At 64.9% G+C, this 26,484-nt stretch carries 24 protein-coding genes and 1 pseudogene; 12 read left to right on the top strand and 13 right to left on the bottom strand.

From position 1 onward, the window contains the following. Positions 1 to 169: 169 nt before the first annotated feature. Entirely contained in the window at positions 170 to 1,279 is a 1,110-nt protein-coding gene (locus tag BRAGE_RS0104955) for a hypothetical protein (protein ID WP_027562429.1), read from the bottom strand. A 570-nt stretch (positions 1,280 to 1,849) separates the two neighbouring features. On the opposite strand from BRAGE_RS0104955, the gene BRAGE_RS0104950 reads away from it, so the two are divergent. The 4 genes from BRAGE_RS0104950 (at position 1,850) to BRAGE_RS0104935 (ending at position 6,553) form a co-directional block, all read left to right on the top strand. Further along, complete coding sequence (locus tag BRAGE_RS0104950) at positions 1,850 to 3,421, top strand: ABC transporter ATP-binding protein (RefSeq protein WP_027562428.1); 1,572 nt, start codon at positions 1,850 to 1,852, stop codon at positions 3,419 to 3,421. Next, on the top strand, positions 3,405 to 4,496 hold the full coding sequence (locus BRAGE_RS0104945) for an ABC transporter permease (RefSeq protein ID WP_027562427.1): 1,092 nt from the start codon (positions 3,405 to 3,407) through the stop codon (positions 4,494 to 4,496). Before BRAGE_RS0104950 ends, BRAGE_RS0104945 begins: the two co-directional genes overlap by 17 nt. After that, entirely contained in the window at positions 4,483 to 5,400 is a 918-nt protein-coding gene (locus BRAGE_RS0104940) for an ABC transporter permease (protein ID WP_027562426.1), read from the top strand. Before BRAGE_RS0104945 ends, BRAGE_RS0104940 begins: the two co-directional genes overlap by 14 nt. Positions 5,401 to 5,476: 76 nt before the next feature. Next, complete coding sequence (locus BRAGE_RS0104935) at positions 5,477 to 6,553, top strand: BMP family ABC transporter substrate-binding protein (protein ID WP_027562425.1); 1,077 nt, start codon at positions 5,477 to 5,479, stop codon at positions 6,551 to 6,553. A 109-nt stretch (positions 6,554 to 6,662) separates the two neighbouring features. Here the strand turns inward: BRAGE_RS0104935 and BRAGE_RS0104930 are convergent, their stop codons facing one another. Continuing rightward, positions 6,663 to 8,012, bottom strand: coding sequence for an 8-oxoguanine deaminase (locus tag BRAGE_RS0104930; RefSeq protein ID WP_027562424.1), 1,350 nt, complete (start codon positions 8,010 to 8,012; stop codon positions 6,663 to 6,665). Between the two features lie 149 nt (positions 8,013 to 8,161). Between BRAGE_RS0104930 and BRAGE_RS0104925 the strand changes: the two genes are divergently transcribed. Together BRAGE_RS0104925 and BRAGE_RS0104920 are read left to right on the top strand one after the other, a co-directional pair. Next, complete coding sequence (locus BRAGE_RS0104925; RefSeq protein WP_027562423.1) at positions 8,162 to 8,989, top strand: FAD binding domain-containing protein; 828 nt, start codon at positions 8,162 to 8,164, stop codon at positions 8,987 to 8,989. Beyond that, a complete protein-coding gene (locus tag BRAGE_RS0104920) occupies positions 8,986 to 11,712 on the top strand; it encodes a molybdopterin-dependent oxidoreductase (RefSeq protein ID WP_027562422.1) in 2,727 nt (908 codons plus the stop codon). The genes BRAGE_RS0104925 and BRAGE_RS0104920 overlap by 4 nt, the downstream gene beginning before the upstream one ends. Here BRAGE_RS0104920 and uraD read toward each other — a convergent pair. The 4 genes from uraD to BRAGE_RS0104900 all read right to left on the bottom strand — a co-directional run bounded on the left by uraD (position 11,709) and on the right by BRAGE_RS0104900 (position 14,317). Further along, positions 11,709 to 12,596, bottom strand: a complete 888-nt coding sequence (uraD, locus tag BRAGE_RS0104915) for a 2-oxo-4-hydroxy-4-carboxy-5-ureidoimidazoline decarboxylase (RefSeq protein ID WP_027562421.1) — start codon at positions 12,594 to 12,596, stop codon at positions 11,709 to 11,711. The genes BRAGE_RS0104920 and uraD overlap by 4 nt on opposite strands. Before the next feature lie 4 nt (positions 12,597 to 12,600). Then, complete coding sequence (puuE, locus tag BRAGE_RS0104910) at positions 12,601 to 13,536, bottom strand: allantoinase PuuE (RefSeq protein ID WP_027562420.1); 936 nt, start codon at positions 13,534 to 13,536, stop codon at positions 12,601 to 12,603. After that, positions 13,537 to 13,950 (bottom strand): DUF3830 family protein, encoded by a 414-nt coding sequence (locus BRAGE_RS0104905; RefSeq protein WP_027562419.1) that lies wholly within the window; start codon positions 13,948 to 13,950, stop codon positions 13,537 to 13,539. Positions 13,951 to 14,038: 88 nt separating this feature from the next. Beyond that, positions 14,039 to 14,317, bottom strand: coding sequence for a hypothetical protein (locus BRAGE_RS0104900; RefSeq protein ID WP_027562418.1), 279 nt, complete (start codon positions 14,315 to 14,317; stop codon positions 14,039 to 14,041). A gap of 223 nt (positions 14,318 to 14,540) precedes the next feature. Between BRAGE_RS0104900 and BRAGE_RS0104895 the strand changes: the two genes are divergently transcribed. Beyond that, entirely contained in the window at positions 14,541 to 14,759 is a 219-nt protein-coding gene (locus BRAGE_RS0104895) for a hypothetical protein (RefSeq protein WP_027562417.1), read from the top strand. A gap of 223 nt (positions 14,760 to 14,982) precedes the next feature. Here BRAGE_RS0104895 and BRAGE_RS0104890 read toward each other — a convergent pair whose 3' ends face one another. Beyond that, a complete protein-coding gene (locus BRAGE_RS0104890) occupies positions 14,983 to 15,372 on the bottom strand; it encodes a hypothetical protein (RefSeq protein ID WP_027562416.1) in 390 nt (129 codons plus the stop codon). A gap of 287 nt (positions 15,373 to 15,659) precedes the next feature. On the opposite strand from BRAGE_RS0104890, the gene BRAGE_RS0104885 reads away from it, so the two are divergent. Further along, positions 15,660 to 15,917, top strand: a complete 258-nt coding sequence (locus BRAGE_RS0104885) for a DUF2798 domain-containing protein (RefSeq protein WP_027562415.1) — start codon at positions 15,660 to 15,662, stop codon at positions 15,915 to 15,917. 249 nt (positions 15,918 to 16,166) lie between these two features. Here the strand turns inward: BRAGE_RS0104885 and BRAGE_RS0104880 are convergent, their stop codons facing one another. From BRAGE_RS0104880 to BRAGE_RS47765, 4 genes and pseudogenes are all read right to left on the bottom strand, one after another. Further along, positions 16,167 to 17,027, bottom strand: coding sequence for a hypothetical protein (locus BRAGE_RS0104880; protein ID WP_027562414.1), 861 nt, complete (start codon positions 17,025 to 17,027; stop codon positions 16,167 to 16,169). Between the two features lie 174 nt (positions 17,028 to 17,201). Beyond that, positions 17,202 to 18,989: a chloride channel protein gene (locus BRAGE_RS0104875; RefSeq protein WP_027562413.1), complete on the bottom strand. Its 1,788-nt coding sequence runs from the start codon at positions 18,987 to 18,989 to the stop codon at positions 17,202 to 17,204. Positions 18,990 to 19,001: 12 nt separating this feature from the next. Then, positions 19,002 to 19,655, bottom strand: coding sequence for an L-fuculose-phosphate aldolase (locus tag BRAGE_RS0104870; protein ID WP_181411713.1), 654 nt, complete (start codon positions 19,653 to 19,655; stop codon positions 19,002 to 19,004). Between the two features lie 181 nt (positions 19,656 to 19,836). Next, positions 19,837 to 20,447, bottom strand: a pseudogene (locus BRAGE_RS47765) (MarC family protein). A gap of 140 nt (positions 20,448 to 20,587) precedes the next feature. Here BRAGE_RS47765 and BRAGE_RS0104855 point away from each other — a divergent pair. The 4 genes from BRAGE_RS0104855 to BRAGE_RS55690 all read left to right on the top strand — a co-directional run bounded on the left by BRAGE_RS0104855 (position 20,588) and on the right by BRAGE_RS55690 (position 24,300). Next, positions 20,588 to 21,157: a ferritin-like domain-containing protein gene (locus tag BRAGE_RS0104855; protein WP_027562411.1), complete on the top strand. Its 570-nt coding sequence runs from the start codon at positions 20,588 to 20,590 to the stop codon at positions 21,155 to 21,157. Between the two features lie 185 nt (positions 21,158 to 21,342). Further along, positions 21,343 to 21,726 (top strand): Hsp20/alpha crystallin family protein, encoded by a 384-nt coding sequence (locus BRAGE_RS0104850; RefSeq protein WP_027562410.1) that lies wholly within the window; start codon positions 21,343 to 21,345, stop codon positions 21,724 to 21,726. Positions 21,727 to 21,734: 8 nt separating this feature from the next. Next, positions 21,735 to 24,140: an endopeptidase La gene (lon, locus tag BRAGE_RS0104845; RefSeq protein WP_027562409.1), complete on the top strand. Its 2,406-nt coding sequence runs from the start codon at positions 21,735 to 21,737 to the stop codon at positions 24,138 to 24,140. A gap of 4 nt (positions 24,141 to 24,144) precedes the next feature. Beyond that, positions 24,145 to 24,300, top strand: a complete 156-nt coding sequence (locus BRAGE_RS55690; protein ID WP_167336481.1) for a hypothetical protein — start codon at positions 24,145 to 24,147, stop codon at positions 24,298 to 24,300. Between the two features lie 72 nt (positions 24,301 to 24,372). Here the strand turns inward: BRAGE_RS55690 and BRAGE_RS0104835 are convergent, their stop codons facing one another. Both BRAGE_RS0104835 and BRAGE_RS0104830 read right to left on the bottom strand, forming a co-directional pair. Further along, positions 24,373 to 24,675, bottom strand: a complete 303-nt coding sequence (locus BRAGE_RS0104835; RefSeq protein WP_027528369.1) for an HU family DNA-binding protein — start codon at positions 24,673 to 24,675, stop codon at positions 24,373 to 24,375. A 333-nt stretch (positions 24,676 to 25,008) separates the two neighbouring features. Further along, positions 25,009 to 26,241, bottom strand: coding sequence for an acetyl-CoA C-acetyltransferase (locus BRAGE_RS0104830; RefSeq protein WP_027562408.1), 1,233 nt, complete (start codon positions 26,239 to 26,241; stop codon positions 25,009 to 25,011). Positions 26,242 to 26,484 lie beyond the last annotated feature (243 nt).

The following is a 26,484-nucleotide window of genomic DNA, read 5'->3' as shown; positions in this document are numbered from 1 at the left end:
GGTGGGCAAAGGCGCGCTCGCGCCGTGCCCACGATCAGCATGCAATGGAAGCCGAAGCGGTGGGCACGCTTACGCTTTGCCCACCCTACGGCAGCGCTGCTCTTCACGAACACGAATGACGCCGCGCACTCCCGCGCGGCGTCATCCGATCTCCAAATCCCGCGATCGATCAGAACTTCACGGTAATGCCGGAGTAGAGCGAGGACTCCGTGCAGGATCCGGTGCTCACCCTCGCCCCGCCGACCAGGGTGGTACAGGCAACCGCGTTGTTGTGGTCGAGGCCGAACTTGTTCTGCCAGTAGCGATAGGCGACCCAGACGTCGACGAAGTGCGAATACTTGTCACCCCAGATCGCCTTCGACGCATCCATGGTCAGGCGGATCGGCTCCGAGTTGAACTCGACTTTGGTGGGATAGACACCGTTGGCGACGCTAGCCGGAAGCGGCTCGGTGTCCGTTCCCTTCTTGCCGTACCAGGCGGCGCGGCCGCTGATCGAGAAATACTGCATGTTCGGCGGCAGGAAGCCGAGGTCCATATAATAGTTGGTTTCGATCGCCCAGGTCGGCTTGAACGACGTGTTGCCGTCGGCGAGACACGGGGCGGACCAGCCAGCGCCGCACTGCGAGAAGGAGTTGTGGTTGGCGAACTCCCAATAAACCAGCGGCGCGACGTTGAAGTAGCCCTTGTAGGGCAGGTCGAAGGCGAACTGCAGACCGCCGACGACGTCGCGCTTGGCAGCGCCGAAGTACCGGTTCTCCGTGTTGGCATCCATGCCAACCTCGAACGAGATGTTATGCAGCGGGCCTTGCGTGAATGCCTTGGTGTTGAAGAGCTCGTTCCAGCCGAAGGTGGAACGGAACAGGCCGTAGATCTCGGTCGCGCCGGCGCAGTTCGCCGGTGTGAACGCGAAGCCCGCCGCCGGTGAAACGATGCCGCCGGTTTGCGTGCAGGGACCGGCCGGATCGTTGTGGTCCGACTTGAACATCGAGATGGTGAAGAAGTTGGTGCCGTAAGCCCAGAGGTCGAAGTGGGTGAAGGAGTAGACCTGCTTGGTGGTCTTGGCGTTGATCACACCGTTGGTGTTGGTGAATGCACCAGGCTGCGAGGCATTGAAGATGTAGGAGAAGGTGACGCGGTCGTCGATCACCAGGAAGAACGGCAGGTCGGCCGCCTTCTTGGCCGCCTTGACCGGCAGATCCGCCGCGAGAGTCCGGCCACCGGTGGCCAGCATAGCAAGTGACAGCGCCATTGCTGCAATTGCCCTAGAACGAAACGACATCCTGAATACCCCCAAGTTTGTGCACGTAAAAATGAACGCCCTTGGGTGCGACACTTGCGCCGATCTTTCGGAGTGAGAAGCCTCAACTTTTTCCAGCGCATGCCGCTTGTTTCGGCAGCGGACAGCAAGTTCGCTACGAGTTCTGGAGGCTTTAGTGCTTCGCGCTGATTGCGGGCAGCAGCGCGACGTCCAGCCTGCGCCACACATTCCTGCCTGATATTGTTAGGCTTTAGCGAATTTCGGAAAAATTGAATATGACCGCCCGCAGCAGCTGGCGGGCCGGTCGGGAATTGCATACGCGTGCTGGCGCGAATTTGCGCAACTTCACCTCGCCCCTGCACAGCGGGTTCCGATTTGACGTAGACCGTCACAAATTTGCAACAGGCTCCCTGCGCACGTCGGCGATCTGGAGGTCGATCGGAGATGATGGGGCCCGGCGAGGCGGCGACTCGCGAGGCCGAACCGCCTGCCGAAGCGTTGAGCAAGGGATGACGCTTTTTCGCATCTTACGCAGCGGCGCAAACTAGCCCACAATTGAGGCACTCCATCCCCATGCCAGCGCATCAGCGAATGTTGGATCCGACGCCTACTAGCCCGCATTCCGGCAAGCCCCCTCTGCTCCAGACAATCGGGCTCACCAAGCGCTATGGGGATTTCCTCGCCAACGATTCCATCGACATCGACATCTGGTCGAAGCAGATCCACGCCCTGCTGGGCGAGAACGGCGCCGGCAAATCGACGCTGGTCAAGGCGATCTACGGGCTGATCCAGCCCAGCGCCGGCGAGATTCGCTGGGAGGGCGAACGCATCGTGCTGTCCGGTCCCGCGGAAGCCCGCAGCCGCGGCATCGGCATGGTGTTCCAGCACTTCTCGCTGTTCGACAATCTCACCGTCGCCGAGAACGTCGCGCTCGGCCTCGACGGCAAGGAATCCTTCAAGGACATGTCAGCGCGATTGGAGCAGGTGTCGAAGACGTATGGCCTGCCGCTCGATCCCAAACGCGAGGTCTGGCAGTTGTCGGTCGGTGAACGCCAGCGCATCGAGATCGTCCGAGCGCTGATGCAGGATCCGAAATTCCTGATCCTGGACGAGCCCACCGCAGTGCTGACGCCGCAGGAGGCCGACCAGCTCTTCATCGTGCTGGAGCGGCTCAAGGCGGAAGGCCGCGCCATCCTCTACATCAGCCACAAGCTGGAGGAGGTGAAGCGGCTCTGCGACACCGCCACGATCCTGCGCGGCGGCAGGAAGGTCGAGACCTGCAATCCCAGGCTCGAGACCGCCGCCTCGCTCGCGCGCATGATGGTCGGCGGCGAGATCAAGCAGGTGAAGGCGCCCGCGGGCCGGAAGACCACCGTGCCGCGGCTCGTCGTCAACGATCTCTCGCTTGCGCCAGGCGAGGCGCACGGTGTGCGGCTCGAGCACATCTCGTTCGAGCTGAAGGGCGGCGAGATCCTCGGCATCGCCGGCGTCGCCGGCAACGGCCAGGATGAGCTGTTCGCAGCGCTCTCCGGCGAGCACTTGTCGAAGGACCCGGGGACGGTCGTGATCGAAGGCATCGCCGCCGGCCATCTCTCGATCACGCAACGGCGCAAGCTCGGCGCCGCCTTCGTGCCCGAGGAGCGGCTCGGCCACGGCACCGCGCCACGCATGAAGCTGTCGGAGAACGCGCTGCTCACCGGGCATGCCGCCAGCGGCATGGTCCATCACGGCTTCATCGACACCGCGGCCACACTAAACACCGTCGACCGCGCCACCGAAACGTTCGACGTCCGCAAGGCCAAGCGCGATCCGGAGGCCGCCAGCCTCTCCGGCGGTAATCTGCAGAAGTTCATCGTCGGACGCGAGATCCTGCGCAACCCGGCGGTGCTGGTGGTGAGCCAGCCGACCTGGGGCGTCGATGCGGGCGCTGCCGCCGTGATCCGCCAGGCGCTGCTTGATTTGGCAACCGCAGGCGCCGCCGTGCTGGTGACCAGCCAGGACCTCGACGAGCTCGCGGAGATCGCCGACCGCATCGCCGTGATGTTCCATGGCCGGCTCTCTGCACCGCTCGCGACAAGCGAGGCGACCCGCGAAAAGCTCGGCCTCCTCATGGGCGGCAGCAGCCTCGAGCCGAAGGAGGCTGCGCATGCAATTGGTGCTTGAGAAGCGCGCCGAGCGCTCCAACACGATCGCGCTGGTCTCGCCGCTGATCGCGATCGGGCTGACGATCGCCACCATGGTTATCCTGTTCGCGATCCTCGGCAAGAATCCGCTGCTCGCCCTGCACGCCTATTTCATCGCGCCGCTCACCGACGGCTACTCGCTGCAGGAGATCGCGGTGAAGGCGACGCCGCTGGTGATGATCGCGATCGGCCTGTCGCTCTGCTATCTCGCCAATGCCTGGAATATCGGCGCCGAAGGCCAATTCCTGATCGGTGCGGTCGCGGGAAGCTGGATCGCGGTGAAGACGCAGGGCACCGACGCCGGCGCCTGGGTGCTGCCGGCGATGCTGGTGCTCGCGACCGCCGCTGGTGCGCTGTACGCGCTGATCCCGGCGATCTGCAAGGTGAAGTTCGGCGCCAGTGAAATCCTGACCAGCCTGATGCTGGTCTATGTCGCCGATCTCTTCCTCGATTATCTCGTCCGCGGCCCCTGGCGCGATCCGCACGGTTTCAATTTCCCGACCACCGCCGAGTTCGATCCGGTCGCCACCGTGCCGCTGCTGATCGAAGGTGGCCGCCTGCATCTCGGCTCGATCATCGCCCTGCTCGTCGTCGCGGCAGCCGCGATCCTGCTCGGGCGCACCATCAAGGGCTTCGAGATCCGCGTCGTCGGTGCCGCGCCCCGCGCTGCACGGTTCGGCGGCTTCAATGCCAACCAGCTGGTCATCCTGACCTTCGCGATCTCGGGCGCGCTGGCGGGCCTTGCCGGCATCATCGAGGTCGCCGGCCCGGTCGGGCATCTCCAGCCCGGCATCTCGCCCGGCTACGGCTTTACCGCGATCATCGTCGCCTTCCTCGGCCGACTGAACCCGCTTGGAATATTAATTGCAGGCCTTTTCCTCGCGCTGACCTTTATCGGCGGCGAGCAGGCACAGATCGCGATGAAGATCCCGTTGGACGTCACCAAGGTTTTCCAGGGCATTTTGCTGTTCTACGTGCTCGCCTGCGATTCCCTCATCCTCTACCGCTTCAAGCTGGTCTTCCCGAACCGACAGGTGGCCCGTGGAGCTGGTTGAAGCCATCATCCTCTCGGTGCTCGCCGCATCGACACCGCTCCTGATCGCGGCGACCGGCGAGCTCGTGACCGAGCGCTCCGGCGTGCTCAATCTCGGCGTCGAGGGCATGATGATCGTCGGCGCAGCCTGTGGTTTTGCCGGCGCGTGGCTGACCGGCTCGACTCTGGTTGGTGCGCTGTTCGGCATCATCGCGGGCACGCTGATGTCGCTGATCTTCGCGCTGATGGCGCTCGGGCTCGCGGTCAACCAGGTCGCGACGGGCCTTGCGCTGACCATCCTTGGCGTCGGCATCTCCGGCCTGATCGGCGCCGGCTTCGTCGGCGAGCGCATCACGCCGGCGGCGCACCTCGCCATTCCCGGCCTCACCGACATTCCGCTGGTCGGCCGCGTGCTGTTCGGCGAGGACGCCTTCGTCTATTTCTCCATCGCGCTCATCATCGGCGTCTGGTGGTTCCTGTACCGCACGCGGGCAGGATTGATCCTGCGCGCCTGCGGCGACAATCATGCTTCGGCACATGCGCTCGGCTATCCCGTGCTGCGCATTCGTACCTTCGCCGTGATGTTCGGCGGCGCCTGCGCAGGTCTTGCCGGCGCCTATCTGCCGCTCGCCTACACGCCGTTCTTCATTCCCGGCATGACTGCCGGCCGTGGCTGGATCGCGCTGGCGCTGGTCGTGTTCTCGTCGTGGCGGCCGGGGCGGCTCGTGGTCGGCGCCTATCTGTTCGGCGCGGTGACGATCCTGCAACTGCATGCGCAGGGCTGGGGCGTCGGCATTCCCTCACAACTCATGTCGGCGCTGCCATACCTTGCGACCGTCATCGTGCTGGTTCTGTTGTCCCGCGCGCGCACCGGCGGCTCGACCGCGCCGGCCACGCTCGGCACCGTGTTCGTGCCTGACCGCTGATGATTTTCCGCGGGGCGCGCGATGGGGCGCGCGCCTTGCGGATCGTGGCTTTCCCCTGATGTTTTGGAGATCGATGATGAGGAAATCACTTCTTGCGCTGGCTGCCGGGCTGTTGCTTGCCGGAAGCGTCAGCGCAGCCTCCGCCGCCGACAAGCTGAAAGTCGGCTTCATCTATCTGGGTCCGATCGGTGACTTGGGGTGGACCTACCAGCACGAGCTGGCACGCCAGGCGCTGGTGAAGGAGCTCGGCGACAAGATCGAGACCACTTATCTGGAGAACGTGCCCGAAGGGCCCGATGCCGAGCGCGCCATCGAGCAGCTCGTCCGCGCCGGCAACAAGCTGATCTTCACGACGTCGTTCGGCTACATGGACCCGACGCTGAAGGTCGCCAAGAAATATCCGAACGTGCATTTCGAGCACGCCACTGGCTACAAGCGCAACCCGAACATGTCGACCTACTCGGCCAAATGGTATCAGGGCCGCTACATCCAGGGCCTGATCGCGGCCAAGATGTCGAAGTCCGGCGTGCTCGGCTATATCGGCTCGTTCCCGATTCCGGAGGTCGTCTCCGGCATCAACGCGACGATCCTGGCGGCGCAGACCATCAACCCGAACATCAAGGTCAAGATCATCTGGGCCAACACCTGGTTCGATCCGGGCAAGGAGGCCGATGCCGCCAAGGCGCTGATCGACCAGGGCGCCGACGTGATCATGCAGCACACGGATTCGCCAGCGGCGATGCAGATTGCCAGCGAACGCGGCAAGCTCGCCTTCGGCCAGGACTCCGAGATGATCAAGTTCGGTCCGAAGACCCAGCTGACCTCGATCCTGGACACCTGGGGCCCCTACTACATCGAGCGCGTCAAGGCCGAGCTCGCCGGCACCTGGAAGTCCGAGGACAGCTGGGGCGGCCTCGACAGCCACATGTTCGCGATGGCGCCCTACACCAACATGCCTGACGACGTGAAGAAAATGGCCGAGGATGCCCAGGCTGCAATCACCGCGGGCAAGCTGCACCCCTTCAAGTGCCCGGTCGTTGGGCAGGACGGCAAGCCGATCGAGTGCAAAGGCGGCGATCACCTCGACAACGGCCAGATCCTCGGCATGAATTTCTACGTGAAGGGCATCGACGACAAGCTGCCGGGCAAGTAGCACGCTTCTTGCATTGACTAAATCACCTGCTCCTCCCGGAGGAGGTTTGGAGGGGGTGGCCAGAAGCACCCGGCACTTGTGGTCGCCCCCTCCATCTATTCTGCCTCGATCATCCCGCCTGCATGGCCCGCGCCGCTGCGCTGTGGCGGCGGATGAGATCGGCGACATCAAGGCCCGGGATCGCCCCGTCGACCACGGTCCAGTTCCCCGCCACCATCACCCGATCGGCGCGATGCGCTCCGCACAGCACCAGTGCGGCCAGGGGATCACCGTGGCCAGAGAAGCGCAATTCGTCGAGCTTGAACAGCGCCAGGTCGGCGGCCCTGCCGACGGCGATCTCGCCGAGTTCCGGCCGGCCGACGCAGGCCGCCGAGCCCTTTGTGGCCCAGCGTACCGCATCCTTGTGGCTGACCTTGCTCACGCCATAGCGGGCGCGTTGCAGCAGGAACGCCGCGCGCACTTCCTGCATCAGGTTCGATCCGTCGTTCGAGGCCGAGCCGTCGACGCCGAGCCCAATGCCGACGCCAGCCTCCTCCATCTCGCACACCGGGCAGCAGCCGGACGCGAGGATCTGATTGCTGCACGCGCAGTGACTGATGGAGGTCTTCGCCTTGCCGAGGCGCGCCATTTCGTCAGCGTTGAAAAAGATGCCATGGGCGAGCCAGGTTCGCGCATTGAGCCAGCCGCATTGCTCGAGATAATCGAGCGGACGGCAGCCATACATCTGCTGGCAGAATCTGTTCTCGTCCTCGGTCTCGGCGAGATGGGTGTGCAAGCGCACGTCGAGCTTGTCGGCGAGGTGGGCGGTCGCGCGCATCAGCGAGGTCGTCACCGAGAACGGCGAGCACGGCGCCAGCGCGATCTGCACCATCGCATCCGCGCCCCGCTGATGATATTTTGCGATTACGCGCGCGCTGTCGGCCAAGATCGCGTCCTCGTCCTGCACGAGGCTGTCAGGTGGCAGGCCGCCGTCGCGCTGCGACAGGTTCATCGAGCCGCGCGTCAGCAGCACGCGCATCCCGAGGCGTGTCGCGATGCTGACTTCGATATCGATGGCCTCTTCGAGGCCGGCCGGGAACACGTAGTGATGATCTGTCGTCGTGGTGCAACCCGACAGCAGCAATTCGGACATCGCCACGGTGACGCCGAGTTCGAGTCGCTCCGGCGTCAGCTTCGCCCACACCGGATAGAGCGCCTGGAGCCAGGGAAACAGCTCGCGGTCCATCGCCGCCGGCACCGCTCGCGTCAGCGTCTGATAGAAATGATGATGGGTGTTGATCAAGCCCGGCAGCACGACGTGCTCGCCCGCCTCGAACGCCGCGACATCCGCCGTCGCCGGCGTGCCGCCGGCCGGCACCAGCTCGACGATCCGGCCATCCTTCACCACGACACCGCGCTCGGCACCGTCTCCGAGAATGGCGAGCGGATCCTTGATCCAGACCGGCTTTGCGTCGCTCATGATCCCGCTTCTCCTCACATTCGCGCGACAGGCACCCAATGCGGCCAAGTGCCCAAACGCCGTTTCGGCTGCGACTTGTTTGTTGCGACTTGGCTCCGGTCTTGCAAGACTCATCCCACGATTCACCGGGCGAAAGCGCTGGCGCAGCCATGGATTTGAATACCATCACGACGGTCGCCCATCCGCAAACGCGCGCGCAGCTGCCGGTCTGGACGGCGGGCGATGCCTGGCTCGCGGGCGGCACCTGGCTGTTCTCGGAGCCGCAGGTCCATCTGACGCGGCTGATCGATCTCACCGACCTGAAATGGCCGGCGCTGACGATCACGGACAGCCATCTCTCCATCGCCGCCACCTGCACCGTGGCGCAGTTCGATGGTTTCGCCTGTCCGCCGGATTGGCTCGCTGCTCCGCTGATCGGCCAGTGCTGCCGCGCGTTCCTCGCCTCGTTCAAGATCTGGAAGACGGCGACGGTCGGCGGCAATCTCTGCATGTCGCTGCCGGCCGGACCGATGATCTCGCTCACCGCGGCGCTCGACGGCGTCTGCACCATCTGGAAGGCCGGCGGTGGCGAGCAAAAGATTCCCGTCGCCGACTTCGTCACCGGCAACCAGCGCAATCGGCTGACGCCGGGCGACCTCATCCGGCAGATCGACATTCCGATTGCCGCTCTGAGGCGCCGAACGGCGTTTCGCCAGATCTCGCTGGCGCCGGTCGGCCGTTCGGCGGCGCTTCTGATCGGCAGCCTCGATGCCGACGGCACGCTGACGCTGACGGTGACGGCATCGACGGTGCGGCCGATCCAGCTGTCGTTTCGCAAGGCCCCGGACGCAAGCGTGCTTCGCGAGGTGATCGCGCAGCAGATCACGGATGATTTGTACCACACCGACATCCACGGCAAACCGCTCTGGCGCAAGCACATGACGCTACGGCTTGCCGAGGAGATCCGCGCCGAACTCTTGGGGGCAACGCCATCGTGAGTTTCGAGGTCAACGGCAAGGTGTTTTCGGATGAGCCGCGCGCGGGCCAGTGCCTTCGGACGTTCCTGCGCGAGCTCGGCCATTTCGGCGTGAAAAAGGGCTGCGATGCCGGCGATTGCGGCGCCTGCACCGTGCTGCTCGACGGCGAGCCGGTGCATAGCTGCCTGATCCCGGCTTTCCGCGCCGACGGCCACGTCGTCACCACGATCGAAGGTCTCGGCGGCGAGCGCGGCACGCATCCGATGCAGCAGGCCTTCCTCGACGCGCAGGGCTTTCAATGCGGCTTCTGCACCGCCGGTATGATCCTGACCTGCGCCTCGCTGAACCAGGCGCAACGCACCGATCTCGGATCGGCGCTCAAGGGCAATATCTGTCGCTGCACCGGTTATCGATCCATCGAGGACGCGCTGCTCGGCAAGACCAATGTCGAGGACAGCGTCGAGGCCGGCGCCGCGTTCGGCCGCAGCCTCCCGGCCCCCGCAGGCCCCGACGTGGTCCGCGGCAAGGCGCGCTATACCTTCGACACCGCCATCGACGGCCTGCTGCACGTCAAGCTGCTGCGCTCGCCGCATGCGCATGCCAGGATTGTCGCGATCGACAAGTCGGAGGCGCTGCGCATCCCCGGCGTGCACGCGGTGCTGACGCATGAGGATGCGCCATCGGTGCTGATCTCGACCGCCCGGCATGAGAAGGACTGGATGGATCCCGAGGACACCCGCATCCTCGACGACGTCGTCCGCTTCATCGGGCAGAGGGTTGCTGCGATCGTCGCCGAGAGCGAAGCCGCCGCCGAGGAGGCGTGTCGCCGGATCAAGGTCGATTACGACATCCTGCCGGCGCTGATCGATCCCGAGCAGGCGATGGCACCGGGCGCGCCCGTCCTTCATCCTGATCGCACCACGGCGAACCGCATCGCCGATCCCCAGCGCAACCTCGCGGCGGAGACGCATGGCGAGTTCGGCGACGTCGCCGCAGCACTCGCCTCCTCCGCCGTCACCTATGAGGCCACCTTCCACAGTCATCGCGTGCAGCACGCGGCACTGGAGACGCATGGCGGCCTCGCCTGGCTTGATGCCGCAGGCGTGCTCAATGTCCGCACCTCGACGCAGGTGCCGTTCCTGACTCGCCGCGCGCTGTCCGATATCTTCCAGCGTCCCATGGACAAGGTCCGCGTGTTCTGCGAGCGCGTCGGCGGCGGCTTCGGCGGCAAGCAGGAGATGTTCGTCGAGGACATCCTGGCACTCGCCGCGCTCAGGACGGGACGTCCGGTGAAGCTGGAGCTGACCCGCGAGGAGCAGTTCATCGCGACCTCGACCCGGCACCCGATGCGCGTCCACATCAAGGCCGGCGCCGATGCCAATGGCAGGCTGACCGCGCTCCAGCTCGACGTGCTCTCCAACACCGGCGCCTACGGCAATCACGCCGGTCCCGTGATGTTCCACTCGCTGTCCGAGTCCATCGCGGTCTACAACTGCCCGAACAAGCGGGTCGACGGCTACGCCGTCTACACCAACACGGTGCCAGCAGGCGCGTTTCGCGGCTATGGGCTGCCGCAGACACAGATCGCGATCGAAGCCGCGATCGATGAATTGGCCAGGCAGCTCGGCGTCAGCCCCTACGACATGCGTCGGCGCAACGTCGTCAAGCTGGGCGATCCCATGTTGTCGCCCCCGCCGTCCGAGTTCCACGACGTGCTCTATGGTTCCTACGGGCTCGATCAGTGCATCGACCTCGTCGAGCGCGCGATGCAGGCGGGTGGTCCGCAGCCGGAGCTGTCGCCGGAATGGCTGATCGGCGACGGCGTGGCGCTGACCATGATCGATACCGTGCCGCCGGCCGGCCACATCGCCGATGCCATGATCGCGCTCAACGACGATGGCAGCTTCGACCTCACTGTCGGCACCGCCGAGTTCGGCAACGGCACCAGCACCGTGCACCGGCAGATCGCCGCGACGATCCTTGCGACCACAGTCGACCGCATCCGCCTGCGCCAGTCCGACACCGCCCATGGCGGCCACGACACCGGCGCCTATGGCAGCGCCGGCACCTTCGTCGCGGGCAAGGCCACGCATGCGGCTGCGATGCAGCTTGCGACCGAGCTGAAGGCCGCGGCCGCCAGCGCGTGGCTGAGCGACACCGCGGGCTGCACGCTCGACCACGAGGCGGTCGTCAGCGGCGTGCGGCGGATGCCCTTCACAGAGCTCGCGACGTTCGCGCGCGAGCGTGGCAAACCGTTTGCCGCTGCCGGCAATTCCGGCGGCACGCCGCGCTCGGTTGGCTTCAACGTGCAGGGCTTTCGCGTCGCCGTGAACAAGGGCACCGGCGAGCTCAGGATTCTCCGCAGCGTGCAGGCGGCGGACGCGGGCGTCGTCGCCAATCCCATGCAGTGCCGCGGCCAGGTCGAAGGAGGCGTGGCGCAGGCGCTTGGCGCTGCGCTCTATGAGGAGATGGTGATCGATGCCGAGGGGCGCGTCACCAACCCGAAGTTCCGCGACTATCACCTGCCGTCCTTCGCCGACGTTCCGCGCACGGAGGTCTTCTTCGCCGACACCTCCGACACCATCGGCCCCCTCGGTGCGAAGTCGATGAGCGAGAGTCCCTATAATCCCGTCGCCGCCGCACTGGGCAATGCGATCGCGGATGCCACCGGCATCCGCTTCACCGCACCGCCGTTCAAGCCGGACCGGCTGTTTCCGGCGCTGCTCGAGAAATTCGGCAGCTAGCTGCCGCGATAGGTCGAATAGCTCCAGGGTGTGACCAGCAGCGGCACGTGGTAATGGCCTTCCGGCTCGCTGATCGCAAAGCGCAGCGGGATCTCGTCGAGGAAGGGCGGATCGGGCGTCTGCACGCCGCGTTCAGCGTAATACTTGCCGATGCTGAATCTGAGCTCGTAGCGACCGATCGGCAGCGGCCGACCGCCGATCAGCGGCTGGTCGGTGCGGCCATCGTCATTGGTAATAGCGCGCGCGATCACGCGGCTCTCACCGAGCGCGGCGAGCTCTATGAGCTCGACCGGAATGCCGGACGCAGGCTTGCCGGCGTGATTGTCCAGCACATGCGTCGACAGGCGACCGTGCACTTTCAACTTGTCGTCGGCAATCACGAGCTGATCGAGCCGCAGCGCCGAGATGCGGCCGATCTCCTCAATCGCACGCCGCGTCTCGGTCTTGGCAATGTTGCGCAGCCGCGTCTCGAAATCGCGCAGCACGGAATCCTTGGTGTGACGGCGCACGCAGACGATGTAGGGGAAGCCGAACTTGTCGCGATAGGCGCTGTTGACGCGCTCGAACGCCGCGTATTCGGCATCCGACAGCCGGTCGAGGCCGGCGCTGTTCTGCTCGTCGGTCGATTCTGCCGTGAGCCCTGCGGCGCGCTGGGTCTTGTTGGCGAGATCGGGATGAGCACGGATGAGCGCGAGCTGCGCGTCAGGCTCGGCACTCTGGATCGCCCCCATCAATGCCGTGTGCAACTGGTTGATGCCGGCGAACGGTCGCTGCTCGGCAAGCTTCTCCGCAATCCAGGGCGAATACTCGACCACGTTGGCGAGCGCGGCGACGAAATCGGCCTTGCCTGCAGCGTTGAGATCGGCGAGCGAGATCTGCGGCATCGCCTTACCCGATCTCGAACGCGTCGGCGGCGAGATGCGCGTGCTTGTCGTGCCAGTGCTGCGCGATCTGGAGCCGCGTCGGCACCCAGACGCGATCATGCTTGCCGATATAGTCCAGGAAGCGGATCAAGCCCGCGGCGCGGCCGGGACGTCCGGCAAGACGGCAATGCAGCCCCACCGACATCATCTTCGGCGCGGTTTCACCCTCGGCATAGAGCACGTCGAAGGCGTCCTTCAAATAGGTGAAGAACTGCTCGCCCTCGGCAAAGCCCTGCGGGTTGATGAACCGCATGTCGTTCGCGTCTAACGTATAGGGAATGATGAGCTGCTTGCCCTTGGCGCCCTTGACCCAATAGGGCAGATCGTCGGCATAGGAGTCGCAGAGATAGAGGAAGCCGCCCTCCTCCATCAGCAGGCGGTTGGTGTTGATCGAAGAGCGCCCGGTGTACCAGCCGAGCGGCCGCGAACCGGTCGCCTCGGTATGGACGCGGATGGACTCGGCGATCTCGGCGCGCTCCTGCGCCTCGGTCATGTCCTTGTGCTCGATCCATTTCAGGCTGTGGCTGGCGATGTCCCAGCCTGACTCCTTCATCGCCGCGACGATTTCCGGATTGCGCTTCAGCGCCGTAGCGACGCCGAACACAGTGGTCGGCCACTTTCGCTCATTGAACATCCGCCACAGCCGCCAGAAGCCGGCGCGCGAGCCGTACTCGAACATGGATTCGATGTTGGCGTGGCGCTGGCCCGGCCAGGGCTGCGCGCCAAGCACGTCCGACAGGAACGCTTCCGAGGCGCGGTCGCCGTGCAAAATGTTGTTCTCGCCGCCTTCCTCGAAATTGACGACGAACTGCACCGCGACCCGCGCGTTGCCCGGCCACTCCGGATGCGGCGGGTTGCGACCGTAGCCGCGGAGATCGCGCGGGTAGCGGGCGTCAGTCACTCAGACTTCCTCGAAGCGGATCGGCAGCGCGCCCTTCCAGAGCACAGCCTTGCCGAGAGTCGCCAGATTCTCCAGCCCCGAGGTCACGGTGATGAAGTGATTGCCGGCGAGCTGGCCCATCTTGCTGGCGAAGCTCACGCCGCCATAGGCCATCAGGATCTCGGTCTCGCTGATGCCGCCGGGATAGAGGATGATCTGGCCGGGCGCGGGATAGCTGGTGTGGTTCTCGTAGCCGACGCCGAAATCGAGGTCGCCGAGCGGCATCCATACCGCCTCGCCGCTCCAGCGCACATGGATGATGTGGCTTTCGAACGGCAGCGCCTTGCGGAATGCGGCGACGGTCTTGGGCGCGGCTTGCTCCTCGAAGCGGGCATCGAAGGTGAAATCGCCGGCGCGGATAACGAGTTTGCTCATCTCATCTCTCTGGGTCGGGGGCGATGGCCCCACGGGAACTTCCAAGCAAAGAGCATTCCATGGGCCTTCGCGCAAGTGGCGCGGGCCGTCACCGGCGGTCGTAGGACCAACCGAAGATGCCGCTCCGCCGCACCTCCGGCTCCGCCTCAGTGGCGGGCTGCGGCGCCTCCTTCAGTTCGGCCTGCGGCGGTGGCGCGGGCGGTGCCGGAAGGTTCTCGCATTTCATGGAGTAGACCAGCTTGCCGTCCGCGGTGCGCCCGATCGGAGCGCAGGGGTCCGGATGCGCCGCCGTGGCCTTCGGGGTCAATTTGACCTGCGCGGCCGCCGGTGAGGCCATCAACAACAGGACCAGCAGATATTTCGACATCGTTGTCGCCTGGAAAGCCAATTCGCAGCATTGAACCGGATTGCGGCGGGCAAGTCCACCGCGTCACGGGTGTGATTGCCGAATATTTAGCCGGGACCAAAAAGTTTGCTCGCTCCAACGTGAAGGCGGCGCCGCTGATATTCGGAAAGGCCCATCGCCATGTCAGCGGCGACGACGAACACACAAGACCCCACCGCCGGAGCGTCGTCACGGGAGAAACGACATGCAGAAATCTTTCGCCATTCTCGGCGCTACCTTGATTGCCGCGGTCACCATCCAGACCGCCGCGGCAAGTGACCGCCACCACGTCCGCAAGGCGCATCCCGCCCCCGTCACCCAATCGGTGCGTAACTCCAACGCGACAATGTGGCCCTCGCAGCCGACCGAACCCGACTGGTCGCGCTACGCCAACGGCGCGATGTCGGCACCGGCGGGACGGTAACTTGCAGGACGTGTAGCTCTCGTAGGATAGGTAGAGCACAGCGAAACCCATCACCTCTTCGTTGCGCGAAGCATGAGGGGTTTCGCAAGAGCTCTACCCATCCTACGTCCTCTGCGCCGCTTGACAGACGAGGGACACAGCATCATCGACCGCGGCATCCCGCGATGCCGGACGCAAAAAAGGGGCGGTGCAAGGCACCGCCCCTTTTTGCGAAACCGGTCGCCTAATAGGGATAGTAGCGCGGGCCGTAATAAGGACCGCCGCCATAATAGCCCGGGCCGCCGTAGTACGGACGCGGAGCATAGTAATAGTTGTCGTAGTACTCCTGGCGCCGGCTCTCGGCGATCGCGCCTCCGATCAGACCTGCCGCGACGCCCATGAAGGCGAGACCCGCGGCGTTCGGCCCGCGTCGATAATAACGATGGCGTCGGGCTGCACTGAAATCGGTGGCATTGGACGAAGCCGGACCTGCCGCGGTGGTGGGCAAGGTCTTGGCCGCGACGGGGGACGCCGCAACCGACGGCGATACCGAAGCCGCAGCCAGGGCAAGGCCCGCGAACGCGGCCAGCGCAGCGGTGCGGCCAAACCTGGAAGTGACGGGTCGATTGCTCATCTTGACGTCCTCTGTTCTCGCCAAAAAAACTATTCAAACGTGACCTAACACGCAAACCACTGAAATGGTTTCAGGATCGCGGCAATCTGCCACGCTTTGAACGATTGTAAACCGAACCAGCCGATCCAGCTTGCACCACTCAACCTGAGCGGATAATGAACAGCCGCGCCGTTTTGCGGTCGCCGTAAGCGTTCACGTGAACCAACGCATCAACCGACGCCGTCGGGATCGATGCCATTTTAATGGGTTCAACGTGACTGACGCGTCCTTTCTCGAAGAGAAATCAGATGATTGCGGTTCGCAAACTGCCGGCGCGCTATGCGCCGATCGTGATGCCATTCGTGCTGTCCGTCCTCATGACGGCCGTGGTGTCGGTCATTTCGACCCTGCGGAGCCTCGGCGCGACGCCGGCGTTCCTGGCGACCTGGCCGGGCGCATGGGCGCTGTCGTGGCTCGTCGCCTTTCCTACGTTGCTGATGGTGCTGCCACTGGTCCGCCGGATCGTGGCCTGCCTCGTGGCAGCGCCATCTCAACCAAGCCGATAGCCGGACGCGGGCGGCGCTCATGAAGCCCGCCGTCCCGCTTCCATGATTACTCGACACCTTGGATCGATGGGCGCCATACGATCGGCGGCGTGACCCGCGTCGCGCCGGTGCGGCTTGGCGAATTCGAAAGCGGCATGACCGCCGTCTCGGCGCGATGCCGGCGGTCATTCTCGGCGGCGTCGGCACCATCGATGTGGAGCGATCGTTGCCGTGAATGTGGCCGCGACTACGGGTTCGTATCGATCGCGACTATTGTCGCGCCGATTGCAGCTGGACCGGAGCCGTCCGTCGCACCGCGGCATGCGGTGACGAGGTTGCCGCCGCCGGCTTGGGCGTATGAGCCGCAGCCGGACGTGACGCAGGCACTGGTGCTGCGCTCGTCTTCTGCCCCGCGTTCGACCGGTCGGTCGTTTTGCCGGCGATCTCGGGCCTCTTGTTATCCGACGCCTTGCTTTCAGACGCCTTATCTTCAGGGGTTTTGGCGACGAGCCGCGTCATTTGTTCCTGGCCTGCTTTCAACTCATCGGCAAGCCTGAGATTGTCGACCGACATTTGCTCCTGGTTCGCTCTCAGTTGCGCGTGGCTCGCCTTGAGCTCATCGATGCCTTGCTGCACGTTTGCGAGATCGCTCGCCAGCTTCTGCAGCAATTCGGTCAACTCCGGCGGGAGTGTGCCGCCGGTTGGCGCGACGACCTCCGGTACGGTCTCGGCCGCAGATGCCGGTTGCGGCGATGCCTCGGCCAATTGAGCAGTCGGGCTCGTCTCGGCTTCGCGCACCGGCTCTGCTTGCAACTGCGACGACGTCGCAGCGTGCACCGGCGCCCAACCTGCGAACATCTGCCTGACCGTATCACCGTGGGATGATTGCGAGACGAAGGCAGCGATGCCGATCCCTGCAGCCAGCCCGAGACCGGCGAGGCCGCGCAGCGCTGTTCCGCCACGCCGCGGGCGACTGCGCACGGCATCGCGCTCCAGCCGGGCAAGCTGCTCGTTGGCGCGCGCGATCTCTTCATCCACGCTCTTGATTTTCGCGAAGGTATGCGTGAGCTGTGCGTCTATGCGCGCAGACAGCGCATAAGGCGGCTCGATCGGTGTCGTTACGGAGTTCATTGGCGCTCCCCTTCCCAGCCCAATGTCGCCCGAAGGCGTCCGTCGCATTTGCTTGCCCTGATCATCGCTGACGCGGTTTGTCCAAAGCAAGACGCCTTCAAGGAAATTCGAAGGCGACTGCGGGTGCCATGGCCCCTCCCCCAATACCTCTCTCGACCCCGAGGCCGCAGACCCTTACGACAGCGCCCCCAGCACGCCGCGCGTGGCCTTGTCGATCTCCTCGACGTAGCGGCGGCGGGCGAAGGTCTCGGTGAGGAAACCAACCACCTTGCGGCTGTCGGTGGAATCGACCACCGCCAGCATCTCGGCTTCCGCCTCATCGAACACCGCCATCGCCGACTTCACGTTCATTTCCGGAATCAGCACGATGTCGATCAGGCGGGCGAGCTCGATCACCTGGATATCGTCGGCGATGGTGTCGAGGTCGCTGGAGAACAGGTCGGGCAACAGCACGAGGCCAACATATTCGTCAGCATTGTTGACGATGACGATACCCGGCCGCGAGCCCAGCGCGAATTCGCGGCGGACGGCGGCGATCGTCGTGGTCGACGGCACCTTGCCGACGTCGGAGCGCATCAGCCGCTCGACGGTGAGGTTGCGCAGCCAGCCGACATCGTTGGCGCTGCGGATGGTCTCGCCGCGCAGATGCAGGCGCCAGGTCGAGAACGAATGTCCAAACATGAAGCGGACACAGATCGAGGTGACGATGCAGCCGGCCAGCACCACGGCGGTAACGTCGACATTGCGGGTCATCTCGAGCACGAGGAACGACATGGTGAGCGGACCGCCGACGATGGCGACGCCGAGCGTCGCCATGCCCGTCAGCATCGCCACCAGCGGATCGATCACGAAGTTCGGGCTGACCAGCAGCAGCACCGCGGCGAAGAATTTGCCGATCAGGCTTCCGACGAACAGCGAGGCGAAGAACAGGCCGCCGCGGAAGCCCGACGCGAGCGAGATCAGGCAGGCCGTCACCTTCAGGCCGATGATCACGGCGATCAGGCCGATGGTCATGTCGTGGAAGAGATCAAGCACCATGGCGCCGTGGCCCGCCGCCAGCACCTGCGGCGTGACGATGGCGAAACTGCCGACGATGAGGCCGCCGATCACCGGGCGCAGCCAGACCGGCAGCCATTTGAACAGGCGCTCGAACATCGAGGAGGAGCGCATCACGGCGATGCCGACGCCACTGGTGACGAGGGCGAGCCCGATCAATGCCAGATACTGCTCGATGCCGACCGAGCTGACCTTCGGGATTTCGATGGAATACGGCGCGCCGCCGAGCCATTGCGCGGTCAGCGCGCCGGCGAGCGAGGCCGCCAGGATCGGTGCTGCGCTGCCGACCGAATAGACGCCGACGATCAGCTCGCAGGCGTAGAAGGCGCCGGTGATCGGCGCGCCGAACGCCGCTGCGATCGCCGCGGCAGCGCCGCAACCGACCATCAGGCGCAGATCGTTGCGGCGCAGGTTGAAGAACTTGCCGAGCAGCGAGGCGATGCCGGAGCCGATCTGGGTATAGCCGGCCTCGAGGCCGACCGAGGCGCCGCAGCCGTTGGAGATCAGCGTCTGGCTCGACACCACCACGCTGTCGCGCATCGAGAGATTGCCGCCGCGAAGGGCATTGGCCTCGATCGGGTCGACCGCGTTCGAAATCTTCATGCGCCGGCGCGACCATTCCATTATGCCGAGCGCCAATCCGCCGAGCGCCGGCGCGAGCAGCGCCGCCCAGGGACTGACCCGCGCATTGGCGGACAGGCGGACGTCGACGGGAATGCCGTAGATCACGACATGCGCGATCTGCGCGATCTCCGCCATCAGCGTCACGATGGCGCCGGCCAGCGTGCCGATCACCAGCGCCAGCGGGATCAGGTAGAACTCGTTGCTGCGCAAGAGCGCCCGGAGCCGAACCATGGTGCGGTTCGTCCCCTTGCGATCGACGATATGTCTGTGCCGCACGAACACTGTCTGTCCGCCCTACCCTTCCGACAGGCCGTAGCCGGCCATGCGCTGGCGAACCCGCTCGATCTCCTCGCTCGACAGCAGCGGCGGTTGTCCGATCTGGAGACACCCGTGATACTGCCGCGCCAGGGTCTCGACCTCGACGGCGAGCCACATCGCCTTGTCCAGTGTCTTGCCGATCGCGATCATGCCGTGATGGTCGAGCAGGCAGGCGAGCCGGCCCTCGAGCGCCCGCATCGCATGCTCGGACAGCTCCGCCGTTCCGAATGTGGCATAGGGCGCGCAGCGGATGCTGTCGCCGCCGGCGGCCGCGATCATGTAGTGCACAGGTGGAATGTCCATGCCCATGATCGCCAGGATGGTGCAATAGGTCGGATGGGCGTGGACAAGGGCGTTGACGTCCTCGCGCGACTTCAGGATGTCGCGGTGGAAGCGCCACTCGCTGGATGGCTTCTGATCGGGCGCATGCGCGCCGTCCATCCTCATGAACACGATCTGGTCGGGCGTCATGGCCTCATAGGGCACGCTGGTCGGTGTGACCAGGAGTCCGTCCGCATGCCGGACGCTGATATTGCCCGATGTGCCCTGGTTGATGCCGAGCGCATTCATGCGGCGGCAGGCGTCGATGATGGCCTGTCTCTTGGCGAGCTCGTCCGCTGTCATCGACATCTCAGTTTCTTCTCGATTTCTTCTCGATTTCTTGGCGAAGTGCGTTTGTTAGACCCGAAGTACGTCAAAGCAATATGGCAGTGCAAGAGAAAGCGGACCGGATGAGGTACCGTCTTGCCGGGTGTACCGTTACATCGAGAAACCAATTGTAAAATCAGTATATTAGCAGATTGTCGCAGGCTCAGGAAAAGCTCGCTTTAACGGCCGCGATTCCGTTGATCACGAACTGCACCGAATAGGCCGCAAGCAGCATGCCGAGCACGCGCGAGAGCACCGCATTTCCGGTCCGCCCCAGCGTGCGGAGACGAAGCACAGCATGCAGAGCAGGCACACCGCCAGAACGATCGCAATGATGATGGCGAGCTTGGCGCCGTAGCCGGCATCGCCCGAAAGCAACAGCGTGGTCGCGATCGCGCCGGGGCCGGCCATCATCGGGATGGCCAGCGGGAACACCGCGACATCGGATGCGTGTTCCGACGTCGCCTTGTCGGCCTCGCGGGCCTCGCGATGCGGGCGGTCGCCGAAGATCATCTGGTAGGACACGCCGAACAGCAGCAGTCCGCCAGCGATCTGAAAGGCGGGGATGCCGATCCCGAGCTGGCGCAGCAGCCAGTTTCCGGCCAGCGCGATCACGACCAGTATCGAGGCCGCGATCAGCGGCGCGCGCACCGCGACCGTGCGCTTGACCTTGTCAGGCATGCCTCCTGTCGCAGCCAGGAACGCCGGCGCCAGACCGACAGGATCGACCACCAGCAGCAGCGTCACGAAGGCGGACAGGGCGAAGTCGATCATGGAAAGCGTCTCGGGTGGCGAGGCGCAAGCCATAGCGGCTCGCGAAGGCCTTCGCGAGGAACATTTGCTGATCCCGGCTCTTGATCGCGTGAGGATTGAGGAAGGGCATGCCTTCCCGTGTCGCCTCATGAGGAGGATCCATGGCTAAACGAGCAAAGAAACGTACAACCAAGAAAAAGACCGCAGCGCGCCGTCCGCGTCGGGCGCCCAAGATGCTGAGCGACCTGTTTCTGGAGACGCTCAAGGACATCTATTTCGCCGAGAACAAGATCATCAAGACATTGCCGAAGATGGCCAAGGCGGCCCATTCGAAGGACCTTGCGGCGGCCTTCAACAAGCATCTGCGCGAGACCCAGGGCCAGGTGAAACGGCTGGACCAGATCTTCAGGATGCTGGGCAAGCCGGCACGCGGCAAGCCGTGTGAGGCGATCAACGGCATCACCGACGAGGGCGCCGAGATCATGAAGGAGTTCAAGAACGCCCCTGCCCTCGATGCCGGCCTGCTCGCCGCGGCACAGGCCGTCGAGCACTACGAGATTTCCCGTTACGGCACACTGCGTACCTGGGCCGAGGAGCTCGGCATGCATGACGCAGCGAGGCTGCTCCAGGAGACGCTCGACGAGGAAGAGGCCACCGACCACGCGCTGACGGAGCTCGCCACCTCCGTGATCAACCTCGAAGCAGAAGAAGGGTACCGCGAAGCCGCCTGATCGGCGCCGCCCGCCCAACTGTTGCCTTCGACGCCGCAGAACATGGCTGCGGCGTCGAAGCGCCTGACTGCAAGGGCCTCCGGTTCGAGAGGCCAGGCATGCTCCAGACGCGCGATGCTGGAATTTGCGGGAACCATCCCCATATCCTCGTTTTCCAACCGCAGCGCCTTCCCCGAGTTTTTGCCATGCAACCCAAAAATCCCCTCGACTGGATGCTGTCCGAAGCTTTGGACTCGCTGACCCGCGCCGAACGGCTGCGCCAGCAGTTCGGCCGCCAGGAAGCCTGCTGGGAGCCGCCGATCGACGTGCTCGAGACCGAGCATGAGCTTTTGATCCTGGTCGCGCTCCCCGGCGTCAATCCTGACAACGTCGAGACGGTGATCCATGACGGCGTGCTCATCATCTCCGGCCAGCGCACGCTGCCGCCGGAGCTTCGCAACGCCCGCATCCACCGCCTCGAGCTGCCGCAGGGCCGTTTTGAGCGGCGCATCGCGCTTCCCATCGGCCGCTACGCCATCAGCCGCTTCGTAATGGACGGCTGCGTCGCACTGCGCCTCGCCAAATCCTGAGGTCGATCATGGCCACCGAACAGATGAATACCGAACAGACCAATTCCCAAAACGGTCCTGACGTGAAGATCCCCGAAGACGCGCTGATCATCATCCCCGTGCGCGAGATGGTGCTGTTTCCGGGCGCCATCGCGCCGATCGCGATCGGCCGGGCGAAGTCCATCGCCGCCGCACAGCAGGCGCTGCGCGAGCAGCGGCCGGTCGGCATCGTCCTGCAACGCAGCCCCGAGATCGAGGAGCCCGGGCCGGACGATCTCTACCGGGTCGCGACCATCGCCAACATCGTGCGCTACATCACTGCGCCCGATGGCACCCATCACATCGTCTGCCAGGGCGTGCAGCGCGCGCGCATCCTCGACTTCCTGCCGGGGACGCCGTTCCTGGCCGCGCGCTTCCAGCAGATCCCCGAGCCGGCTACGAGCTCGCCCGAGATCGAGGCGCGCGCGCTGAACCTGCAGCGCCAGGCCATCGAGGCGATCGAGCTGCTGCCGCAGGCGCCGCCCGAGCTGATCGCGATGTTCCAGGGCACGACTGCGCCCGGCGCGCTGGCGGACCTCGCAACCTCGTTCATGGACATCAAGCCGCAGGACAAGCAGGAGGTCCTGGAGACCATCGACCTCGCTTTGCGCGTCGAGAAGGTGTCGAAGCACCTGGCCGAGCGGCTGGAGGTGCTGCGCATCAGCAATGAAATCGGCCAGAAGACCAAGGCCTCCTTCGACGAGCGGCAGCGCGAGGCGATCCTGCGCGAGCAGATGGCGACCATCCAGCGCCAGCTGGGCGAAGGCGACGGCAAGGCGGCCGAGGTCACCGAGCTGACGGCTGCGATCGCCAAGGCCAACATGCCCCCTGAAGCCGAGGCGCATGCCAAGAAGGAGCTGCGCCGCTACGAGCGCATGCCGGAGGCTGCCGGCGAAGCCGGCATGGTCCGCACCTATCTCGACTGGCTGATCGAACTGCCCTGGGCCCTCCCCGAGGAGAAGCCGATCGACATCAAGGAGGCGCGGCGCATCCTGGATGCCGATCATTTCGGCCTGGAGAAGATCAAGAGCCGGATCATCGAATATCTGGCGGTGCGCAAGCTGGCGCCGCAGGGCAAGGCCCCGATCCTGTGCTTCGTCGGCCCGCCCGGCGTCGGCAAGACTTCGCTCGGCCAATCCATTGCCCGCGCGATGGATCGCCCCTTCGTGCGCGTCAGCTTAGGCGGCGTGCATGACGAGGCCGAGATCCGCGGTCACCGGCGCACCTATATCGGCGCGCTGCCCGGCAACATCATCCAGGGCATCAAGAAGGCGGGCGCGCGCAACTGCGTCATGATGCTTGACGAGATCGACAAGATGGGCCGCGGCGTGCAGGGCGATCCCTCCGCCGCCATGCTGGAGGTGCTCGACCCCGAGCAGAACGGGACGTTCCGGGACAATTACCTGGGCGTGCCTTTCGACCTGTCGCGCGTGGTCTTCATCGCGACCGCCAACATGCTGGACCAGATTCCCGGTCCGCTGCTGGACCGCATGGAGCTGATCAGCCTCGCCGGTTACACCGAGGACGAGAAGCTGGAGATCGCGCGGCGGTATCTGGTGCGGCGGCAGCTGGAGGCTAATGGCCTCTCGGCCGAGCAGGCGGAGATCGAGCCGGAGGCGCTGAAGCTGGTGGTCAAGGGTTACACCCGCGAGGCCGGCGTGCGTAACCTCGAGCGCGAGATCGGCAAGGTGTTCCGCCATGCCGCGGTGCAGATCGCCGAAGGCACGGCTGCCAAGGTGGTGGTGACGACAAAGGACATCGGCACCGTGCTCGGCCAGCCGCGCTTCGAAGGCGAGATCGCGCAGCGCACCAGCATTCCGGGCGTGGCCACCGGCCTTGCCTGGACCCCTGTTGGCGGCGACATCCTGTTCATCGAGGCCTCGCGCGTGCCCGGCCGCGGCGGCATGATCCTGACCGGTCAGCTCGGCGAGGTCATGCGCGAGAGCGTGCAGGCTGCGCTGACACTGGTGAAGAGCAGAGCCTCCCAGCTCGGCATCGATCCCCAGCTGTTCGAGAAGAGCGACATCCACGTTCACGTCCCCGCGGGCGCCACCCCGAAGGACGGACCGAGCGCGGGCGTTGCGATGTTCACGGCGCTGACGTCGCTGCTCACCAATCGCACGGTGAGGAGCGACACGGCGATGACCGGCGAGATCTCGCTGCGCGGCCTGGTGCTGCCGGTCGGCGGCATCAAGGAGAAGGTGGTAGCCGCGGCCGCCGCCGGCCTGAAGCGGGTGATGCTGCCGGCGCGCAACAAGCGGGACTATGACGACATCCCGAAGAGCGCGCGGGACAACCTCGAATTCATCTGGCTGGAGCGCGTCGACGAGGCCATCGCCGCAGCGCTCGAGCCGGCGGAAGCCAAGGTCGATCCGAAGATCGAAGCGGCGGAGTAATGCGATGAAGAAACTGCTGGAGAAAGCAAGGAGATCGCGCAAGACGCAGCGGCTGCGCCAGCTGCTCGATCGCGCCATCGACCGGGTGCGCGATGCACTCGCGGGACCCGAGCCGCGGCTTGCGCCAGTCCCGGTCCGGGTGAAGCGCCGCAAGGGTTGAGCCCTCCGTCTCAGGCCCTTGCGACTACCCCAAATCAAAAGGCCCCCTCTCATCGAGGGGGCCTTTGCGTTATCAGGCCACGGCGTCCTTGGCAGCCTTGACCGGGCGGGCGCGGACGATCTTCCGGGCCGGCTTGGCCTTGAACATCATCTCTTCACCCGTGAACGGGTTGGTGCCCTTGCGCGCCTTGGTCGCGGGCTTCTTGATGACCACGAACTTGGCGAAGCCCGGCACCAGGAACAGGCCGTTCTTCTTGAGCTCCTTGTGGCCGACGTCGGTCAGCGTCTCCATGACGTTCTTGACGTCGCGCTTGGAAAGCTCGGTGGCGGTCGCAATCTTTTCGATCAACTGCGATTTGGAAAGTTGGGTCGGCATCGTGTCTCCTCTGATTCGTTGCCGGTTGCATATTAGACCAACCGGCGAAGGCCTATAGCCTTCTGCACAGTTTTGTCGAGATTTTACGGGCTTTTTTGGCCCCCTGTGGCAAAAAACCCTGCTTTTTAGCTACTTCCGGAGCGGAGGAAGCCTCAGGCAGCGGATTTTACCTTGTTTCAAAGGCCCGCACGCAACCTTGCTAAAGCTGATTCGCGGCTTTCGACAAGCGACGACCGAACGACCGCGTGCGATTCACCCTGAAAAATAAGGGTTGGATCGCACTGCAGCTGCCTTTCTCCCCATTTTTAAGGGGAGCGGTGAAGACGAGGTTGGCTAGACGCGCTCGATGATGATGGCCGGCGCCATGCCGCCGGCGGCGCACATGGTGACGAGGCCGCGCTTGAGGTCGCGCCGTTCGAGCTCGTCGAGCACGGTGCCGATCAGGATCGAGCCGGTGGCGCCGATGGGATGGCCGAGCGCGATCGAGCCGCCATTGACGTTGACCTTGGCGCGGTCGAGCTTGAGATCGCGGATGTATTTCTCCGCCACCACCGCGAAGGCCTCGTTGATCTCGAAGAGATCAATGTCATCGATGGAGAGCCCCGCCTTCGCCAGCACCTTGCGCGTCGCCGGCACCGGTGCGTTCAGCATCAACGTCGGCGAGTCCCCCATGTTGGCCATCGCCACCACGCGGGCGCGGGCTTTAAGGCCATGCGCCTTGGCGTAGGCGGGTGAAGCCAGGAGGATCGCGGCCGCGCCGTCGACGACGCCCGACGAATTGCCCGCGTGATGCACGAAGTCGATGTCGAGATCGGGATATTTCTGCAGGATCAGGCCGCGATAGGTCGTGCCCTTGTCGTCGAGCGCATAGTCGGCGACGGCGGGGAACGCCGGCTTCAGGCTGCTGAGGCCCTCCATCGTGGTCTGCGGCCGCGGATACTCTTCATGGTCGAGCGCGAGGCTGCCGTCCTCGCGATGGACGGGCACGAGGCTGTTCTTGAAGTGGCCGTTCGCGATCGCATGCGCCGCGCGCTTCTGGCTTTCGAGACCGAGCGCGTCGACGTCCTGTCGCGCGATGCCTTCCAGAGTCGCGATCGCATCGGCGCAGACGCCCTGATGCGACTGCGGATGCTTCGCCCGCAGGCGCAGATTGCCCGAGTCCATCATCATCGGACCGCCGCCGCGGCGTCCCTCCATCGACATCATCTCGCAGCCGCCGGCGATGACGAGGTCTTCGGCGCCCGCCATGATCGAGGATGCGGCCATGTTGACGCTGGTGATGCCGCTTCCGCAGAATCGATCCAGCGTCACGGCGCTGGCGCGCACGTCATAGCCGGCATCGAGCGCCGACATGCGGCCGAGATCGCCGCTTTGCGTTGCGACCTGCGCGCTGCAGCCCCAGACGATGTCGTCGACGTCGGCGGTATTGATGCCGGTGCGCTCGGCAAGCGCGCGCAGCACGGTTGCTCCCAGCTGCTGCGGATGAATGCCCGAGAGTGCTCCCTTGCCGGCCTTGCCGACACCTCGCGGGGTACGGCATGCATCGATGATCAGCGCGTCAGCCATGGGCGTTGTCCTCTTGTTATGAGTGTTGAGAGGCGTTGTGAATCAGGGGGAGAGTTGAGTCAATCGGCGGTGCCGGACGGCCTCTCTGCAAAAAGTGAAAAACAACCCCATGCACAGTAGAAGCCCCGGTTCCGCGTGAGGCGCAGCGATACCTGTGAAGCGATTGGTCCGTCAGGCTAAACGGCAATTGCTGCGCAATCTTGCGTCAGGGCAGCTCAAACGCGACAGACGGGCCGCGTCCCC

The sequence above is a fragment of the Bradyrhizobium genosp. SA-4 str. CB756 genome, from assembly GCF_000473125.1.
Classification (GTDB): domain Bacteria; phylum Pseudomonadota; class Alphaproteobacteria; order Rhizobiales; family Xanthobacteraceae; genus Bradyrhizobium; species Bradyrhizobium arachidis.
This window is presented reverse-complemented; position numbering and strand designations above follow the sequence as displayed.